The 17893-nt window shown below is 70.6% G+C and carries 10 protein-coding genes and 2 pseudogenes; 7 read left to right on the forward strand and 5 right to left on the reverse strand.

What is annotated here, in order from left to right:
• Nucleotides 1-117: 117 nt before the first annotated feature.
• The gene (locus SCNRRL3882_RS35800; protein ID WP_010045545.1) at nucleotides 118-2730 is read right to left on the reverse strand and encodes an ATP-binding protein; all 2613 of its coding nucleotides are present in this window, start codon (nucleotides 2728-2730) and stop codon (nucleotides 118-120) included.
• 85 nt (nucleotides 2731-2815) lie between these two features.
• Between SCNRRL3882_RS35800 and SCNRRL3882_RS35805 the strand changes: the two genes are divergently transcribed.
• From SCNRRL3882_RS35805 to SCNRRL3882_RS35815, 3 genes are all read left to right on the forward strand, one after another.
• Entirely contained in the window at nucleotides 2816-4144 is a 1329-nt protein-coding gene (locus SCNRRL3882_RS35805; protein WP_010045546.1) for an FAD-dependent oxidoreductase, read from the forward strand.
• A 144-nt stretch (nucleotides 4145-4288) separates the two neighbouring features.
• Nucleotides 4289-5266: an NAD(P)H-dependent flavin oxidoreductase gene (locus tag SCNRRL3882_RS35810; protein WP_010045547.1), complete on the forward strand. Its 978-nt coding sequence runs from the start codon at nucleotides 4289-4291 to the stop codon at nucleotides 5264-5266.
• A gap of 219 nt (nucleotides 5267-5485) precedes the next feature.
• On the forward strand, nucleotides 5486-10711 hold the full coding sequence (locus SCNRRL3882_RS35815) for a family 43 glycosylhydrolase (RefSeq protein ID WP_010045549.1): 5226 nt from the start codon (nucleotides 5486-5488) through the stop codon (nucleotides 10709-10711).
• 131 nt (nucleotides 10712-10842) lie between these two features.
• On the opposite strand, the pseudogene SCNRRL3882_RS42010 reads toward SCNRRL3882_RS35815, so the two are convergent.
• Together SCNRRL3882_RS42010 and SCNRRL3882_RS35825 are read right to left on the reverse strand one after the other, a co-directional pair.
• Nucleotides 10843-10971, reverse strand: a pseudogene (locus SCNRRL3882_RS42010) (cytochrome P450); the annotation flags it as partial.
• A gap of 16 nt (nucleotides 10972-10987) precedes the next feature.
• Nucleotides 10988-11317: an MMPL family transporter gene (locus SCNRRL3882_RS35825; RefSeq protein WP_078602938.1), complete on the reverse strand. Its 330-nt coding sequence runs from the start codon at nucleotides 11315-11317 to the stop codon at nucleotides 10988-10990.
• Between the two features lie 23 nt (nucleotides 11318-11340).
• On the opposite strand from SCNRRL3882_RS35825, the gene SCNRRL3882_RS35830 reads away from it, so the two are divergent.
• The 4 genes and pseudogenes from SCNRRL3882_RS35830 to SCNRRL3882_RS35845 all read left to right on the forward strand — a co-directional run bounded on the left by SCNRRL3882_RS35830 (nucleotide 11341) and on the right by SCNRRL3882_RS35845 (nucleotide 14449).
• Nucleotides 11341-11826: an SRPBCC family protein gene (locus SCNRRL3882_RS35830; RefSeq protein ID WP_010045556.1), complete on the forward strand. Its 486-nt coding sequence runs from the start codon at nucleotides 11341-11343 to the stop codon at nucleotides 11824-11826.
• 141 nt (nucleotides 11827-11967) lie between these two features.
• Nucleotides 11968-12615 (forward strand): TetR/AcrR family transcriptional regulator, encoded by a 648-nt coding sequence (locus tag SCNRRL3882_RS35835; RefSeq protein WP_010045558.1) that lies wholly within the window; start codon nucleotides 11968-11970, stop codon nucleotides 12613-12615.
• A gap of 26 nt (nucleotides 12616-12641) precedes the next feature.
• A pseudogene (locus SCNRRL3882_RS35840) lies at nucleotides 12642-12881 on the forward strand (class I SAM-dependent methyltransferase); the annotation flags it as partial.
• Between the two features lie 515 nt (nucleotides 12882-13396).
• Nucleotides 13397-14449, forward strand: coding sequence for an SGNH/GDSL hydrolase family protein (locus SCNRRL3882_RS35845; protein ID WP_010045563.1), 1053 nt, complete (start codon nucleotides 13397-13399; stop codon nucleotides 14447-14449).
• A gap of 68 nt (nucleotides 14450-14517) precedes the next feature.
• On the opposite strand, the gene SCNRRL3882_RS35850 is transcribed toward SCNRRL3882_RS35845, so the two are convergent.
• A complete protein-coding gene (locus SCNRRL3882_RS35850; RefSeq protein ID WP_010045565.1) occupies nucleotides 14518-15747 on the reverse strand; it encodes a metallophosphoesterase in 1230 nt (409 codons plus the stop codon).
• A gap of 260 nt (nucleotides 15748-16007) precedes the next feature.
• Nucleotides 16008-17474 (reverse strand): non-reducing end alpha-L-arabinofuranosidase family hydrolase, encoded by a 1467-nt coding sequence (locus SCNRRL3882_RS35855; protein WP_010045567.1) that lies wholly within the window; start codon nucleotides 17472-17474, stop codon nucleotides 16008-16010.
• Nucleotides 17475-17893: the final 419 nt, after the last annotated feature.

Raw genomic sequence — 17893 nt, forward strand, 5'->3', positions numbered from 1 at the left:
CGGTCGCCGGTCGCCGGTCGCCGGTCGTCACGTCACCAGTTCCAGGCTGCGGCCTCCGGTCTCGTCCCGCGAGCGGTCCGGACAGGTGGAGGCCCGCCCGCACACCGCCGCGCGCCGTCAGCGGACAGCGACGCCGTGGTGCCGGGCGTACCGAGCGGCTTCTCCCCGGTTCGTCACGCGGAGCTTTCGCAGGACGGCCGCCACATGGTGCTCGACGGTCCGCCTCGACAGGAACAGCGCCTCGGCGATCTCTGCGTTGCGCAATCCGTCGGCCAGCAAGGCGAGCACCTCCTGTTCGCGGGCGCTGAGCCCGTCGGAGCCCACCGGGCGGGACCGCCGCCTGGGGATGTCGCGCACCCCGAGCCGGCGTAGCCGACGGGCGGTCGCGTCGCGCATCGGCCCGGCGCCCAGGCGGTCGAACGCCGTGAGCGCCTCGCGCAGCATTCCCGCGTCGGTGGTGTCGGCGAGCGCGAGCGCGGACTCGTAGGGGCAGCCGAGCTCCTGCCAGCGGACGGCCGCCTCCCGCGGGCGGCCGGACAGCTGGAGCCGGTAGGGCTCGGCGGCCCGCACCGGGACGGTGGCGGGTCCGTCGGCTCGGGACAGCCAGTAGGCGAGTTCGCCGAGCAGCCACGGCTCGCCCTGTTCCACGGCGGCGGCGGAGGCCGAGCCGGCGATCGCGCGCACCTGGTCGGTGTCGCCCGCGTAGGCGGCGGCCTCGGCCAGCGCCGGCGCGGCGCCGATGATCCAGCCGACGACCGGTTCGGCGGTGACCATGGTCGTCCGCACCGTGGTCAGGAGGGGGCGGGCATCGGAGTCGCCCCGGCGGGCGCGCAGCCGCCCCAGCACCACCATGCTGAGCATCTTGCGTCCGTCGTCCACACCAGCCGTGCGCAGCACCTCCGACGCGAGCGCCTCGGCCTCCTCCCACCGCCCCTGGTCGAGCAGCGCACGCGAGTGGAACGCGCGGAGCCACTGCCGCCAGACCTCCTGGCCGTGGTCGTCGGTGAAGGCGAGGGCCTCGCCGTACCAGCGTTCGGCCTCCCGGTACCAGCGGCGGGTCACGCAGATCAACTGGAGCCAGAAATACGCGAGTCCCGCCTGGTCGTGAGCGGATGCCGCGCGTGCCAGCCGGACGCTCTCCCCGATGAGGCCGAGGGCGGCCGTGTCGCCCTCCAGTGCGCGGCCGATGCCGATCGACGACAGCGCGAGAGCCCGTCCCTGCGGGTCCGTTCCGTCGCCGGTCATCGCGAGGAGCCGCTCACCCCAGGCGATCGCATCGGCGCCGCGGAAGGCCATTCCGGACAGTTTCGCGCGGACGGCACAGGCCAGTGCCAGCTCGGGCGTCGGTGGCAGCCCGGCCAGCAACCCGAGGGCCTCGTCACACGCCTTCTCACCGAGGGGGATCTCCCGGGCCAGATGCGCCGCGGTGATCGCCAGACCGACCAGCGCCCCGCTCTGCCGGCGTCTGTCACCGGTCTTCCGCCACGCGTCGACTGAGGCCTGCCGGGCCCGCAGGGCGGCTTCGAGGTCGTCGGCGAGATGGCACTCCCGCCCGAGCGCCTCGAGCAGTCCTGCCCGGTCCGCGGCAGGGAGCCCCTGGACGACGTCGAGCGCACGGCGGAGGTGGGCGGCGGCCTCCTTGTGAGCCCCGAGCGCGGATGCCCGTTCTGCCGCGAGGGGTGCGTAGGCGAGCACGGCGGCCCGGTCGTGGGCACGCTGCGCGTGCTCGGCGAGACGCGCCGGTTCCACTTCGCCGGGCGGGCGCGCGGTGAGCACGGCCAGCGCCCGCCGGTGCAGGTCCGCCGCGCGCCCCGGCGGGGTCGCCTGCTCGACGGCGACGCGGACCAGCTCGTGCCGGAACGCGACCGCGCCGTGCTCGGCGGTGAGCATTCCGCGCTCCACGCACTCGTCGAGTTCTCGGGCCGAGCAGCCGGAGACCGCCTCGACCAGCCACGGTGCGGCCCGGGTCCCGAGGCAGGCGAGGGTGTCGAGGGCATCACGAGCCCCTGGTCCCAGGCGCGCGGCGCGGGCGAGCACCGCGTCCCGGACGGTGGCGGGCACGGTGGCGCCGCCGTCGCCCAGTACCTGCGTCACGAAGAAGGCGTTGCCGCCCGTTCGGCGGTGCAGTTCGGCCGGGTGGAGCCCGGTTCCCGCCGCGAGACGCGCGACGGCCGCCTCGGACAGCGGGGGCACGGTCAGCCGGCGCACCGCGGGAAGCGCCGCCAGGTCCCCGGCCAGCACCCGCAGCGGATGGCGGGGCCCCACTTCGTCCTGCCGGTAGGCCACGGCGACCATGGCCGGGCATGCCCCCAGGCGGCGGCCCAGGAAGCGCAGCAGGTCCAGCGTGGCCTCGTCGGCCCAGTGCGCGTCGTCCAGGACGACCAGGGTCGGGACGGCGCCCTCGCGCAGCTCTTCGAACAGCCGGCGACGCACCGTCACGGGGTCGGGGGTGCCGCTGAGCTCCCGGCTCAGGGGGGCGGGCAGGGAGTCGGCCATGTCGCGCAGCGGACCGAGGGGAAGCGGCGTGGTGAGCGGTTCGCTGCTGCCGCTGAGCAGTCGGGCGTTGCCCAGTCGCCGGCCGAACTCGTGGAGCAGCACGGTCTTGCCGGCGCCCGCGTCGCCCCCGACGAGGACGAGGCGCCCGGTGCCGGCGGCCGCCTCCCCCCACCAGCGGGACAGCGATGCGAGTTCACTGTCCCGTTCTTCGAGTGTCCGTGTGCCGGCCGTCACACTTCGATGGTAGGTAGACGGCCGCCCCGAAGGATGGGTATTCACTACCGATGTCGGTGTCCGGCCGCTCTGCGCATGCTTCCTGGTGACCGAAGGGACCATCGGAGCGGCGGAGACGGCCATGGACTACGACGTGATCATCGTGGGCGCGAGCATCGCCGGCTGCACGGCGGCGACGGCGTACGGCCGGGCGGGGCTGCGGGTGGCGCTGGTCGAGCGGCACCGCAGTCCCCAGGCACACAAGACGCTGTGCGGGCACTTCGTGCTCGGCGGCACCCATGACGTCCTGCGGCGACTGGGCTTCTGGCAGCCGATGCTCGACCACGGTGCGGCGGTGACGACCGGACTCGGCGTGTGGACCGGGTCCGGCTGGATCGTCCCCCGGCCGGACAGCGGGGTCCCGCCGGCGATCAGCCTGCGCCGCAGGAAGCTCGACCCGCTGCTGCGGGAGATCGCCGGCTCGACCCCCGGCGTGCACCTCATGACGGGGCACCGTGTCGTCGACCTGGTCGAGGACGCCGGGGGAGCCGTCGCGGGAGTCGTCACGTCGGACGGAGGGACCGGGCGCACCACCCTTCGGGCCCGTCTGGTCGTCGGTGCGGACGGCCACCGCTCCACGGTCGCCCGACTCGCCCGGGTCGCCGAGGACCGTGCCCCGAACGAGCGTTTCCTGTTCTGGACGTATTACGAGGGGGCGACGATGAACGGCCCCGGTGACGGCCAGGTCTGGCCCCTCGGCCGGGACGTCGCCGTGTGCATCCCGGTCGACGACGGCCTGACGCAGGTGGGCGTCTTCCCGGCGAAGGACCGGCTTCCCGAGTTCACCACCGATCGCACCGCCGCCTTCGACCGGTTCGTCGCGCGCCTGCCGGACGGGCCCTCGCTCGCCGGCGCGCGACAGGTGTCGAACCTCGTCGGCACCACCGACTATCCGTGCGTTCGCCGGGATCCCGCACCGCGGCCCGGGCTGGCCCTGATCGGGGATGCCGCGACCGCATCCGACCCCGTACCCGCCGTCGGATGCGGCTGGGCGTTCCGCAGCGCGGCATGGCTGGCCGACGCGACCGCCGAAGCCCTGTGCCGCGGCGCGAACGTTCGCCAGGCGCTGCGCTCGTACCGCCGAGCGCATCGGTTCATCGACAAGTACGACGCCCTCGGCCGGAAGGAAGCTCTCGCCGAACCGCCCAACGCGCTTCAACGGGCGGTCCGCACGGCAGCTCTGTCCGACCCGGACATCGCCCGTCGGCTGGCGCTGTTCGCGATGCGGGCGGCGGAGCCGTCGGTCCTGCTCAACCCCAAGGTGATGGCCAGGGCACTCGTCACGGTGCGGGTGCGGCGGCCGGGGGAGACGCCACCGGTCGTTCCCGCCGGCCGACCGGCGGCAGCCGTCCGGGCCGACCGGCTCGGGTCCTGACCGCAGCTCTCGGCCCGGACGCCGCACGGCCCCGGGCGCCCGCCCGGGAGCCACGGCGCACCGGCGTGCCGTGCGCCGGCGCCGTCGGCGGGTCAGGATGGTCGGGAACGGCACCGACCGACCGGGTGCCGGGAGGAGGCGACGATGCTGCGGACGCGACTGTGTGACGTACTCGGTATCGAGGTGCCCGTCATCGGCGCACCGTACGGGCCGTTCGAGCAGGTCGACCTCGCTGCCGCCCTGTGCGGGGCGGGGGCCCTCGGCAGTCTGGGCACGGCGGTGCGCCCGCTCGCCGACCTACGGCGCCAGTGGGCCCGTATGCGGGAGCTGACCGACCGGCCCTTCGCCATCAACCACACCCTCCGCCCGCTGAACGAGGAGGCGTTCCAGGCCACCCTGGACGAGCGCCCGGCTGCCGTCTCGTTCCACCTCGGCGTTCCCGGCGACCTGATCGAGCGCGCCCACGACGCGGGCATCCTGTGGATCCAGCAGGTCATGGACGTCCAGCAGGCGGAGCAGGCCGTGCGTGCGGGCGCGGACGTCATCGTCGCCCAGGGTGGCGAGGCGGGCGGCCAGGGCGGCGAGGTGGCCACGATGGTGCTGGTTCCGCAGGTGGTGGACATCGCGGGAGACACGCCCGTCGTGGCCGCGGGCGGCATCGCCGACGGCCGGGGCCTGGCGGCGGCACTGGCCCTGGGCGCGCAGGGCGTGGCCATCGGCACACGTCTGCTCGCATCGGTGGAGATGAACGTCGCCACCGAGTGGAAGGACCGGATCGTCGCCGCCGACGCACGCGACACCGTCAAACTGGAACACAGCGACCGCTTCATGCCGCCGTTCTCACGGCCCGGTGGCTACGCCTTCCCCCGCTCGCTGCGTACGCCCTTCCTCGACGACGCCGAAGCGCATCCCGAGCAGCTGCAGCCGGCCGAAGCCGGTCCCCGCATCGTGGGAGCCATGCTCGAGGGCCGCGGGCACGAATTCCTGCCCTTCACCGGCCAGTCGGCAGCCCTCGTCCACGACGTCCTTCCGGCGGCCGAGATCGTACGGAGGATCGTCGACGACGCGGAGGCGATTCTGCGCCGAACAGCCGACACGTACACGCGCGGCATTCCGCGCTGACCACGTGGACCACCGCGAGTCGCACGAATCTGTTCGACCTGTCGGACATTGTTCGAAACCTATTGACGCTGCCCTGGGCGTCGACTGAGACTCTCGCAACACACGTCACCTGCGTGTAACGGCAGGCCCCACGGCAAGGGTTTGCCGTCGCCTCGCCGGCTCCTCGTTCCGCGTTCCGCCTTGTCCGTCATCAGCCATGCCTCAGCAGGGAACCTCGACATGACGCACGTCGCACGATTCGCACGACTTCGCAGCGGCGCGAGACGCCGGGCGGGCCATCTCGCCGGGCTGACCGCCGCGTCGATGCTGCTCACCCTCGCCGGACCCACCGCCTCCGCAGAAGCGGCACCGGCCGCACCGGTGGCCGAAGCCGCGGACATCGCCGACGGCCTGGCCCTGTGGTACAAGCTCGACGCAGACTCCGGCAGCACCGCGACCGACGCCTCCGGCCACGGCCGCGACGGCACGGTCAGCGGCACCGCCGGCTGGTCGGCATCCGGTCAGGGGCTCGCCTTCAACGGATCGGACACCTACATCAAGGTGCCGGACGACGTCATGAAGGGCATGGACTCGATCACCGTCTCCATGGACGTACTGATCGACTCCGCCCAGAGCACGCCCTACTTCCTCTACGGCTTCGGCAACACCAGCGCGGGCAGCGGCAACGGATACCTGTTCACCACCGGCAACTCCTTCCGCACCTCCGTCGCGACGGGCAACTGGTCGACCGAGCAGACCACCAAGCCGTCCGACTCCCACAACCTGACCCGCGGCGTGTGGAAGCACGTCTCCTACACCCAGACCGGCTCCACGGGTGTGCTCTACGAGGACGGCGTCGAGGTCGGCCGCAACACCTCGGTCACCACCACGCCCGGCGCCATCGGCTCCGGCAGCACCAAGGCCAACTACATCGGCAAGTCCGTCTACGACGGCGACAAGCTCTTCAAGGGCCGGATACGTGACTTCCGTGTATACGACCGGGCACTGGACGGTCCGGAGGTCGAGCAGCTCTCCCTCCCCGTCGCCACGCAGGGCGTCGCCGACGACAAGGAGGCGCTGAGCCTCGGTGACACCAGCGGCGTCACCTCCGACCTGGACCTGCCCAGGACCGGCCCGGCCGGCGGCTCCTCCATCACCTGGGACAGCGACAACCCGTCCGTCGTGTCGGACACCGGCAAGGTGACCCGCCCCGAGGCCGGTTCACCGGACGGCCGTGCCACGCTCACGGCGACCCTGAAGAAGGGCACCGTGACCGGCACCAAGACCTTCGACGTCACGGTCCGGCCCGCGCTCGACGACGCCGCCGCCACCCGGCAGGCCGCCGAGGCGCTCACGGTGCACAACCTCGACGACGCGCGCGGCAACCTCACCCTGCCCAGGAGCGGCGCCCTCGGCACGACCGTCACGTGGTCCTCCGCGAAGCCGGACGTCGTCTCCGCCGACGGCGAGGTCCACCGCCCCGCGCACGGTGACGGCGCCACCACCGTCGAGCTGACCGCCACCGTCACCAAGGGCCAGGCCGAGGCCACGCGCGTCATGACGGCCAGAGTGCCCGAACTGCCCGCCGAGGCGGCCCTCAAGGGCTACATGTTCAGCTACTTCACCGGCGAGGGCACCTCGGACGGCGAACAGCTCTACGCCGCCCTGAGCAAGGGCAACGACCCGCTGCACTGGCGTGAACTGAACGACGGCAAGCCGGTCCTCACCTCCACGCTCGGCGAGAAGGGCCTGCGCGACCCGTTCATCATCCGCTCCCCGGAGGGCGACAAGTTCTACCAGATCGCCACCGACCTGAGGATCTACGGCAACGGCGACTGGGACGCCGCCCAGCGCAACGGCAGCAAGTCCATCATGGTCTGGGAGTCCACCGACCTGGTGCACTGGACGAACCAGCGCCTGGTCAAGGTCTCACCCGACAGCGCCGGCAACACCTGGGCACCGGAAGCCTTCTACGACGCCGAGCGCGGTGAGTACGTCGTCTTCTGGGCGTCGAAGCTGTACGACAACGCCGACCACTCCGGCGACACGTACAACCGCATGATGTACGCCACCACCCGCGACTTCTACACCTTCAGCGAGCCCAAGGTGTGGATCGACCGCGGCTACTCGGTCATCGACTCCACGATGATCCGGCACGACGGCACGTACTACCGCCTGTCCAAGGACGAGCGGAACAACACCTCCTCCACCCCCAACAGCAAGTTCGTCTTCCAGGAGAAGAGCGACTCGATCCTGAACCCGTCCTGGGCCCCGGTCGCCGAGGGCATCGGCAAGGGCGCGATGAACGCCGCCGAGGGACCGCTGGTGTTCAAGTCCAACACCGAGGAGAAGTGGTACGCGTTCCTCGACGAGTTCGGCGGCCGCGGCTACATCCCGTTCGAGACGACCGACCTGGACTCCGGCACCTGGACCCCGTCCACCGGCTACGACCTGCCCGCCAAGCCCCGGCACGGCACCGTGCTGCCGGTCACCCAGGCCGAGTACGACCGGCTGCTGCGCGCCTACCAGCCCGACCAGGTCGTCAAGAGCGTCGAGGACGTGTCGGTGAAGACGCGGGTCGGCGTCGCCCCGGTCCTGCCGGCCACCGTCGTCGCCGAGTACGCCGACGGCGTCAAGCGGCCGGTCTCCGTCGACTGGGCGGACGTACCGGCGTCGTCGTACGCACAGCCGGGCACCTTCACCGTGACCGGCACCCTGCCGAACGGCGCCGCGATTCCGGTCCGGGCCGAAGTGACCGTGTCGGACGAGGGCTCCGACGTCCCGGCGGACCTGCTCCTGCACTACGACTTCGACGAGACGGGCGGCAGCATCGCCCAGGACTCCAGCGGGCACGGCTACCACGGCACCTACGTCCGTACCCCCGACTTCGGCGGCGGCGTGCACGGCGGTTCGTTCAAGATGTCCGGCGACTCCGGCTCGCCGTACGTGAAGATCCCCAACGGTGTGCTGAAGGGCGCCGACAGCGTGACGGTGTCGACGTACGCCAAGTGGAAGGGCGGCAGCAGCTTCCAGTGGCTGTTCGGGCTCGGTCCCGACAGCGACAAGTACCTGTTCGCCACTCCGTCCAACGGGGGCTCCAGCCTCTACTCGGCCATCACGAAGGCGAGTTGGTCGGCGGAGTCGAAGCTGACGGCCGGCTCGCAGCTCACGCCCGGCCAGTGGCGGCACGTCACGGTGACGCTGGACGGCGCCACCGGCACGATGGTCCTCTACGCGGACGGCGTCGAGGCGGCCCGCACGACGACCACCATCAAACCGTCCGAGCTGTACGACGCGGCCAAGGACTACAGCGGCTACATCGGCCGGTCCCTGTACGCGGCCGACCCCTACTTCGGCGGCGAGGTCGACGACTTCCGCATCTACGACCGTGCCCTGACGGGCGCCGAGGTCATGGAGCTCAGCGGCAACACGGCGGGCATCGCCAAGGCGACGCACCCGGCGCTCGAGGTCGACGCGATCGTCGACAACGCGGGCGGCACGATCACCCTGCCGATGAAGGAGGGCACCGACCTCACCGCGCTGGCACCGGAGTTCGCGCTCGCCGAAGGCGCGACGATCAGCCCCGCCTCCGGCAGCGTGCACGACTTCACCCAGCCGGTGACGTACGAGGTCACCGGGTCGGACGGCAAGAAGCGCACCTGGAAGGTCTCGGCGCTCATCATGAGGACCCCGGTCCTGCCGGGCCTGAACGCCGACCCGAACATCGTGCGCTTCGGCGACACCTTCTACATCTACCCGACGACCGACGGCTTCGAGGGCTGGAGCGGCACGCAGTTCAAGGCCTGGTCCTCCACGGACCTGGTCCACTGGAAGGACCACGGCGTCATCCTCGACCTGGGGCCGGACGTCAGCTGGGCGGACAGCCGGGCCTGGGCACCGGCGATCACCGAGAAGGACGGGAAGTACTACTTCTACTTCTGCGCCGACGCGAACATCGGCGTCGCGGTGTCCGACTCGCCCACCGGGCCGTTCAAGGACGCCCTGGGCAAACCGCTGCTGAAGGCCGGTGACTTCCGCGGCCAGATGATCGACCCGGCGGTCTTCACCGACGACGACGGCACGAAGTACCTCTACTGGGGCAACGGCCGCGCCTACGTCGTCCCGCTGGGCGACGACATGACCTCCATCGACACCTCGAAGGTCCAGGACATCACCCCGAGCGGCTACAACGAGGGCACTTTCGTCGTCAAGCGCAAGGGCACCTACTACTTCATGTGGTCGGAGAACGACACCCGGGACGAGAACTACCGCGTCGCCTACGCGACCGGCCCCTCGCCCACCGGCCCGTGGACCAAGCGGGGCGTGATCCTGGAGAAGGACCTGTCCTTGGGCATCAAGGGCCCGGGCCACCACTCCGTCGTCCACGTCCCGAACACCGACGACTGGTACATCGCCTACCACCGCTTCGCCATCCCCGGGGGCGACGGCACCCACCGCGAAACCACCATCGACAAGCTGGAGTTCGACTCCGACGGCCTGATCGAGAAGGTCGTCCCGACCCTCGGCGGCATCGACCCGGTCACCGTCGTCCACGCCGGGCCGGACGCCACCGGCACCGAGGGCGAGGCGATCACGCTCGCCGGCACCGTCTCCGGGGCAGGCACCCCCAAGTGGACCGTCCAGGACGGTGCCCCGTGCGCAGTCGAGGACCCCGCAGCCGCCCGCACGACCCTCACCTGCACCGACGACGGCACCTTCGAGGTCACCCTCACGGGCGGGCGCGGCACCGACACCGCGACCGTCAAGGTCTCCAACGCCGCCCCGTCGATCACGTCAGCCGAGGGTCCCGGCTCACCCGTCCCGGCCGGCAAGCCCGCCGTGGTCACGGCCTCCTTCGACGACCCGGGCACGGCCGACAGCCACACCTGCGAGGTCGACTGGAAGGACGGCAGCCGGCCGACGACCGGCACGGTCACCGACTCGGGCTGCCGCGCCGCACACGTCTACGACGACGCGGGCATCCACCGCCCGGTCGTCACGGTCACCGACGACGACGAGGGCACGGACACCACCACGCTCGCCGAGCTGATCGTCTACGACCGTGCCGCCGGACCCGCTACCGGCGTCGGCACGATCACCTCGCCGGCCGGTGCCTACCCGGGCGAGCCGGGGCTGACCGGCAAGGCGGCGTTCACCCTGGACGCCCGGTACCGCAAGGGAGCCACGGTCCCCACCGGCAAGGCCACGTTCGTCTTCGGCCCCGCCCGGCTCACCTTCCGCTCGACCGGCTCCGACTGGCTCGTGGTGAACGGCTCCCAGGCCGTGTACCAGGGCACCGGCACGGTGGGCGGCAAGGACGGCTACGCCTTCAGAGTCACCGCCACCGACGGCCCGGACACCTTCCGCATCAAGATCTGGAAGAAGTCCACCGGAGATGTCCTCTACGACAACAGGACCGGCGCCAGGACGAAGGGCATCGTCACCGTGGGAGACCACCGGCGCTAGGCAGGTCCTACCTCGTCGGTAGGGGCGCCTGACGGGCACCGGCCCTCGTCAGGCGCCCTCCTGCTGTCCCCTGGCCCAGGTCAGGTGAGGCTGCCCTCGACCGGCAGCTTCTAGTGGGAAGGGCAGGTGGTTCGGTACTGCTCGCTCTCCGCGCTGTCGAGCAGGACGTCGGCGTAGTCGGGGTCGGTGTTGCCGATGATGCGGTTGCCCCAGTCGATGAGCTGCTGGTTGTCCTCCGGCGGAACGTCGAGGAGGCGGGCGGGGTGCGCAGCCGGTTCAGGAGACTCGCTCGGGCTCCTTGTGCTCCACCTCCGGGGCCTTCTGGAGGCGGGTGCCCTCGACGTCGAGGTCGGGCAGGACGCGGTCGAGCCAGGCGGGGAGCCACCAGGCGTGCCGTCCGGCGAGGGCGAGGACTGCCGGGACGAGGGTCAGGCGGACGGCGAAGGCGTCGATGGCGACGCCGACGGCGAGCGCGAAGGCGATGGGCTTGATCAGGGCGTCGTCGAGCGGGAAGAACCCGGCGAAGACGGTGAACATGATCAGGGCGGCCGCGGTGACGACCCGGACGCTGTGCCGCGCACCGTCGATCACCGACGCGCGGGCCAACCAACAAGCAAGGGAACCCTGTCATGAACCGTTTCGTCGTCGCCGAGACCGCCGTCATCGACGCCCCCCTCGGGCGGGTGTGGGACGTCATCTCCCGCACCGACCGGTACGCCGAGTGGGTCGCCGGCGCCATCGAGGTCACCGACCACCACGGCGTCGCCACCGTCGGCAAGACCTACTCCGAGCGCAACCGCACCCTCGGCCCGCTCAAGACCGACTCGGTCTGGACCGTCCGGGAGATCGAGCCCTTCGAGCGCCGCGTCGACACCGGCACCGGCTTCGCCCCGCTCCAGGACGTCACCAACACCTTCGAGTTCCGCCCGGTCCAGAGCGCCGACGGCCGGGAGGCGACGGAGATGCTCTACCAGGTCGAGTACGCCATCGGCCTAGGTCCACTGGGCCTGCTCCTCGACCGCGTACAGCAGCCCGCGATGCGCGCCGGCATGCGCGCGTCCATGGCCAACCTCAACACCCTGCTCCGTTCCGAGGCGTCGAGGACCGCCCCCTGACGGGCAGCGACTCCTGGGCCGGTGGCCGGTGGCCGGTACGCCGCGTCCGCCCGGCCGCCGGCCGAGAAGCGGCCATCCTCATGAACCCGATGATGCGTCGAGCGACCTGTTCGACAGGCTGAGTCGGACAAGGATCGTGTCATGGCTCATGTATCCGCGGCGGAGCGCCGCCCACAACTGATCAAGGCGGCCATCGGCCTCATGGCCAGGGAGGGTGTCGCCGCCGGCAGCACCCGCGCGATCGCCGCCGAGCTCGGCGTGGCCCAGGCGACCGTGCACTACACCTTCGGCACGAAGGAGGAGCTGTACCGGGCTGTCATGGAACAGCTCACGCACGACCTGATCGACCAGGTGACACGGGCCGCGCCCACGGACGCGAGCTTCGAGGACACCATCGTCACGCTCGCCGAAGCACTCTGGCGTACCGTGCTCGAACAGCCCGCCCCGCACCAACTGCTCACCGAGCTGAGCATGTTCGCCCTGCGTACGCCACACCTGAAGGAGGCTCTTCAGAGCCACTGCAGCGAGGTCCTGGCGGTGACGACAAGGCTCGTCGACCAGGCCGCCGAACGCACCGGTCACCAGCTCGGCCAGCCCGCTGAGACGTTCGCGAGGTTCTTCCTGGCCGGCTTCGACGGACTGACGATGCAGCACCTGTCCCTGCCGGACGAGGAAGCCGAGCGCGTCTGCCTGCGGGCCTTGGTCTCGGCCGTCCTGGCCATGGACTCCGGCACTGCCCGCCGAGGAGGTGGTGCGCCGTCGCGGTCCCGCGCACAGCATGCGCCGTGACAAGGCGGCCATCAGTCACCACTACGACGTGGGCAACGTGGGTGGCCAACCTCGAAGCGCACTGGGACGAGGCGGTCGAGCTGACCTCGCCCGGGTGGGCGCGGGTGTGGCGCCTGTACATGGCGGCCTCGGCGGTCGGGTTCGGGAACAACACGATGGGTGTCAACCAGGTGCTGGCGGTCAGGACCGGCGGTGACGGCCGGTCCGGCATGCCGTTGCGCAGGGAATCCCTGGGGACCTCGGCCTCGGCGCCCGCGCCCGGCTGACGCGGTGCCGGGGTGGGTGGGACACGCGCAGTCGGCCTGACGTGCTGCCTGGTCGGGGTGGACCACGCCCGTGCACCGGCCGTGTTCGGAATGTTCGCCTGCGCGTCGGCTGTTCTTCGCGGCCGCGTCCGACCGGACGTGAAAGTGGTCGTAGCAATTACTGCGCTGTCGATCACTCAGCGAATGGCTACCGACGGGTCCGGTCACCAATTCCCTGCCGGCCTGGCACTTCTGATGATTACGCATGTCATTGTGACCTTCCCTTTATCGGTTTCCCATACTCAAGTCGGTGTAGGCGTTGCTAGGTTGACGCCCATGCCTCCGATGCAAAGTCGGACAGATCCCGCAGCTTCACGGAGGCGTCCCCCCATGCCTTAATCAAGGACCTTTTCGGGTGCCCGAAAACCGTGGCGATTCCGCGTCCTTGAGGCATTCAACCCCCCAACAACTGGAAAGCGCACACGTAAGTGATGAGACCCCTTCAGAGTGTCGTCCCGAGGCTGGCTGTCGCCGCCATGACGATCGTGCTGGGCACGCCCGGACTGGCCGCCGCCGACGAGGCGACCGGCGCCAAGGACACCACGTACTACATCTCGCTCGGCGACTCCCTGGCCTCTGGCTACCAGCCGGACGTCGACAAGGACACCGACGTCGCCTACACCGACCAGCTCTACGCGCAGCTCAAGCAGCGCACCCCCGGACTGAAGCACATACGCCTGGGCTGCACCGCTGAGACCACCGAGTCTCTGCTCAAGGGCGGAAAGTGCGACTACCCGAACGCCAAGTCGCAACTGGACGCCGCCCTGCAGGCCATGGCCCAGCACCACGGCAAGGTCGCCTACGTGACCCTCAGCGTGGGCGCGAACGACATCCTCCTCAATTGCGTCAGCCCGGCCGGCACGCTCGACGGGGCGTGCCTGAACAGCGCGCGCCAATCCATGGCGAAGAACCTCGCCCAGATCACCGGCGCGCTCCGCAAGGCGGGCACGGACGACACCCAGTTCGTGGGCTCGACGTACCACAACCCGTTCCTGGGAGCCTGGCTGCAGGGGGCCGCGGGGCAGCAGGCCGCCAAGGAGTCGGCACCCCTGGTCAAGGCCGCCAACACCGGGATCACCCAGGTGTACAAGTCGACGGGCTTCAAGGTGGCGGACGTGGCCGGGGCCTTCTCCTCGGACGACTTCACCACCCAGGTGAACGTGCCCGGCGCGGGCGAGGTGCCGGCGAACGTGGCCAAGATCTGTCAGCTGACCTGGGCGTGCACGAAGAAGGACCCGCACCCCAACGCCGAGGGCCACAAAGTGATCGCAGGCGCCTTCGCGGCGGTGCTCGCCGCGAACGACGCGCCCGGTGCGAGCGCGTCCCCGTCCCCGACCTCCAGCGAGTCGGCCACGCCCGAGCCCGGCACGGACACGGGGGCGAACCACCCCACCACGAACGGAGATCTCGCCGAGACCGGCGCGTCGAGCAGCACTCCCGTCCTCGCGGGTGCCGGACTCGCGGTCGTGGCAGTCGGCACCGCCGCGGTCTACCTCGCACGCAGGCGCCGGACCAGCGAACAGAACTGATGGGCAGTCAGTAGGAAAAACCTGAACAGCAGGCCGCTCGCGGGTCGCGGGCGGCCTGTCCGGCTCGGCTACGGACGACCGGGACGCGGGGGCTTCACTGGGGAGCGGAGCACGAGCAGGGTGATCTCGCTGGGGGCGAAGACGCGGAACGGCGGGCCCCAGAAACCGGTGCCGCGGCTGGTGTAGAGGAGGGTGCGGGTGCCGTGGTGGCTGAGGCCGGCGAGGGCGGGCTGGTCGATGCGGACCAGGTGGTGGAAGGGCCAGATCTGGCCGCCGTGGGTGTGGCCGGAGAGTTGGAGGTCGATGCCGACGGCTGCCGCCCGGTCGACGAACTTCGGCTGGTGTGCCAGGAGCAGGACGGGCAGGTCGGGGTCGGCGCCGTTCAAGGCTCCGGCGAGGTGGGCGCGGTGGCCCGCCAGGCCGGAGGACTCGGCGGTGACGTCATCCACGCCGGCGACCACGAGGGTGTCGCCTCCGCGTTCGAGCAGCAGGTGGCGGTTGCGCAGCGGCTCCCAGCCCAGCTCGCCCATGAGGTCGACCCAGCCCTGGGCCTCGCTGTAGTACTCGTGGTTGCCGGTGACGTAGACACGAGCCCGGGTGGCCCGCACGGTACCGAGTGGGACGGCCTGGGCGCGACGGCGTTCGGCCGTGCCGTCCGCGATGTCGCCGGTGTGGCAGACCAGGTCGGCTTCCAGAGAGTTCACCGTCTCGCAGACCCGCGCCGACCAGCGAGTGCGATCGAGCGGGCCGTAGTGGGTGTCGGTGATGAGGACGACGCGGATGCCGTCCAGCCCGGCACCCAACCGGGGGAGTTGCACGTCGAGTCGGCGCACGCGCGGCACGCGGCGGGCTTCGGCGTACCCCCAGGCGAGTAGCACGGCGGTTGTGCCGAGGACGGCCCATGTGACGATTCGGGCCCGGTCCTGACTCTCGCCGACGCCGGCCACGGTCAGGGCGAGCCGCAAGGGGACGCCGAGCAGAACGGACCAGGTGAACAGGGCCCAGCTGGTGCCCAGCAGGGTGTCACCGACGATCGCCGCCCGGTCCTGCTGACGCCGGCCGTGGCCGCGCACCATGGCGAGCGGCATACCGACGAGGCCGAGGGCGAACAGGGCGGTGCCGACCAGTGCGACGGGCAGCGGCCAGTGCTGGCCGGTGTGCAGGAGCACCCAGCAGGGCACGGCCCACAGCAGGACGGGGGCGATCAGGGGGATGTAGCGCATCAGGCGGTGCAGTCGGCTCTCCTGGGGAGCTTGCGCTTCGCCGTCGGCGGGTCGGGTGTTGCTGGTGTCGGTCACGCTTCCCCTCCCGGACCAGGCTGCCGTCTCGCGCACTGTATCCGGTCGCCCTCGGGCCGGCCGGACCGGCGTCCATGGGCGCGGCCCCTCGGGGCGAAGGGTAGGACGAACCACTCACTCGGGCTGGTGAGCGTTGCCCGGCCCCGCGCTCCGTCGCCGTACGAGCGCTGACGTTGTCGCGTGACCCGACCCGGGCGGGCTCGGCCTTCCGCCGAGCCCGCCGCCCGGCTCCGTACCGGAGCCGGGCTGGTGTCACGCCGTCAGCGCCGCAGTGTCAGCAGACCCGGACGGTAGGGCAGGAGGCCGTAGTCGCCGCCGGAGTTGGGGCTGCGCCCCTGGTAGAGCAACTGCAGATTGCAGGGATCGACGGTCATGGTCTGATCGGGGCTGGTGCGGATCAGCTCGCCGTGGCTGATGTCGTTGGTCCAGGTGGCGCCGCTGTTGGCCTTGCCGGCGAAGGGATTGCTCTCGGTCGCGGCCTGGGGTGTCCAGGTGCCGTTCAGACTGGTGGCCGTGAACGAGCGGAAGTAGCGCCCCTGCGAGCCGATCGCCTCGACGATCATGAGGTAGCGGTTCTGGCCCTGGAGCTTGTAGACCTGCGGGGCTTCGAACAGGTTGTTCGTCGTATCGCTCATGACCACTGTCGAGTTCGAGCCGAAGCTGCCCGGGAAGTTCCCGATCGGCATACTGGCCCGGTAGATCTTGCCGTTGTCGCCGGCGAAGAACAGGTACATGTTCGTCCCGTCAGCGATGAGCGTCTGGTCGATGGGTCCTGTTCCGGAGCCGGAGATGCTTCCGGAGAAGAGCACCTGCTCGGATGACCAGCCATTCGGGTTGGTGGGGTCGCTCGACGTCCGGTAGGAGAAGGCCGTCCTGCCCCACTGGTAGGCGAGCACCCAGATGTTCTTCGGCGCGAAGTAGAAGAGCGTGGGCGCGACGGTGGAATTCGACATCGTGTTCTGGCTGGCCGAGGCCATCTCTGACCAGTTGGTGAACAGGCCGAAGTTCATCGAACCCCAGCGCGTCCCCGTGTCGTGCGTCGTCGCATAGACGAGTTGCCTGCCGTTGTACGGGACGACGGTGAAGTCCTTGAGCGAGACCCACCCCGGCTTGGGCTGCGCCAGCGCGCCCGTTGACGTCCAGCGGTATGTCGACGGAAGGTCGCACGGGCCGGGATTGTCGGCGCCGACCTTGACGAGCTGCCACTGCTGGTTGCTGCCGCCCCAGTCGTCGTACTGGACGACGTTCGCGTTGTCGGCGGTGGAGGCGCCTTGTACTTCGAGTGCCTTGTTGCTGTGGCGCGAAATGAGCCTCACGTAGCCGTCCGAGCTGTCGGCCAGTCGCCACTGCTGGTTGGTGGCGTTCAGGTCGGCCCACTGGACGATCGAGCCGCCGTTCGCGGTGGACCAGTTGTGGACGTCCAGGACCTTGCCGGAGTGGCGGGACTTGATGCGGTAGTAGCCGCCCCCGGAATCGACGAACTGCCACTGCTGCTGGTTCTGATCGTTTCTGGTCCACTGGGTGATGCGGGCGCCGTCGTTGGTCGCCATGTTGTAGACGTCCAGCGCCTTGCCGCTGTTGCGGTTGACCAGCACGTACGAGGCGTTGGGGTCTACCGTCGCCGCGCCGGCGGGCTGGGCGCCGAGGAAGGTGGCCACGAGCAGCAAGGGCGCGAGGACGGCGAGTAAGCGTCTGAGACGGACCGGGGACGGGTGGCGAAACCACATCGGAGGGCCCTCCTTTGGGGGGCGGGGGTGAGGTGACCCCGATGAACCGCGGAGCGGACTGCCGGGGCAGGGACAAATCTCGAAACGTTTCGAGGAATTCCCGGAAGCTTTGACGCCACAAGCTAGGAATGCGAGGCCCTCCGGTCAAGGCTTGTCGCCGATCTGTCCACAAACAGCGCATCGTCCAGCACATGGCGTCCGCACGCTCGTCCCGGCCCCGGCGCTGCGGTATCCGTCGACGGAGGCGCCGGGGGTTCGCCGTCCGGCGCGCAGGGGATCCCTGAATGTTTCGGTCGAGGATCCGAAACTTCTTCTGCGGGAAGTATTGACGATCATCGTCAAGACCTCAATCATCCCTGTCTGAGGAAGCGGCCATCGTTCGAGATATCGAGCCACGTCGGCCCTGAGCCATCTGTGCT

The organism is Streptomyces chartreusis NRRL 3882, from assembly GCF_900236475.1.
GTDB lineage: Bacteria > Actinomycetota > Actinomycetes > Streptomycetales > Streptomycetaceae > Streptomyces > Streptomyces chartreusis_D.

Coding starts and splice junctions, on each gene's coding strand:
- SCNRRL3882_RS35810 (WP_010045547.1), top strand. CDS start 4,289: ATGCTGCGGACGCGACTGTGTGACGTACTCGGTATCGAGGTGCCCGTC.
- SCNRRL3882_RS35855 (WP_010045567.1), bottom strand. CDS start 17,474: ATGTGGTTTCGCCACCCGTCCCCGGTCCGTCTCAGACGCTTACTCGCC.
- SCNRRL3882_RS35815 (WP_010045549.1), top strand. CDS start 5,486: ATGACGCACGTCGCACGATTCGCACGACTTCGCAGCGGCGCGAGACGC.
- SCNRRL3882_RS35835 (WP_010045558.1), top strand. CDS start 11,968: ATGGCTCATGTATCCGCGGCGGAGCGCCGCCCACAACTGATCAAGGCG.
- SCNRRL3882_RS35845 (WP_010045563.1), top strand. CDS start 13,397: ATGACGATCGTGCTGGGCACGCCCGGACTGGCCGCCGCCGACGAGGCG.
- SCNRRL3882_RS35830 (WP_010045556.1), top strand. CDS start 11,341: ATGAACCGTTTCGTCGTCGCCGAGACCGCCGTCATCGACGCCCCCCTC.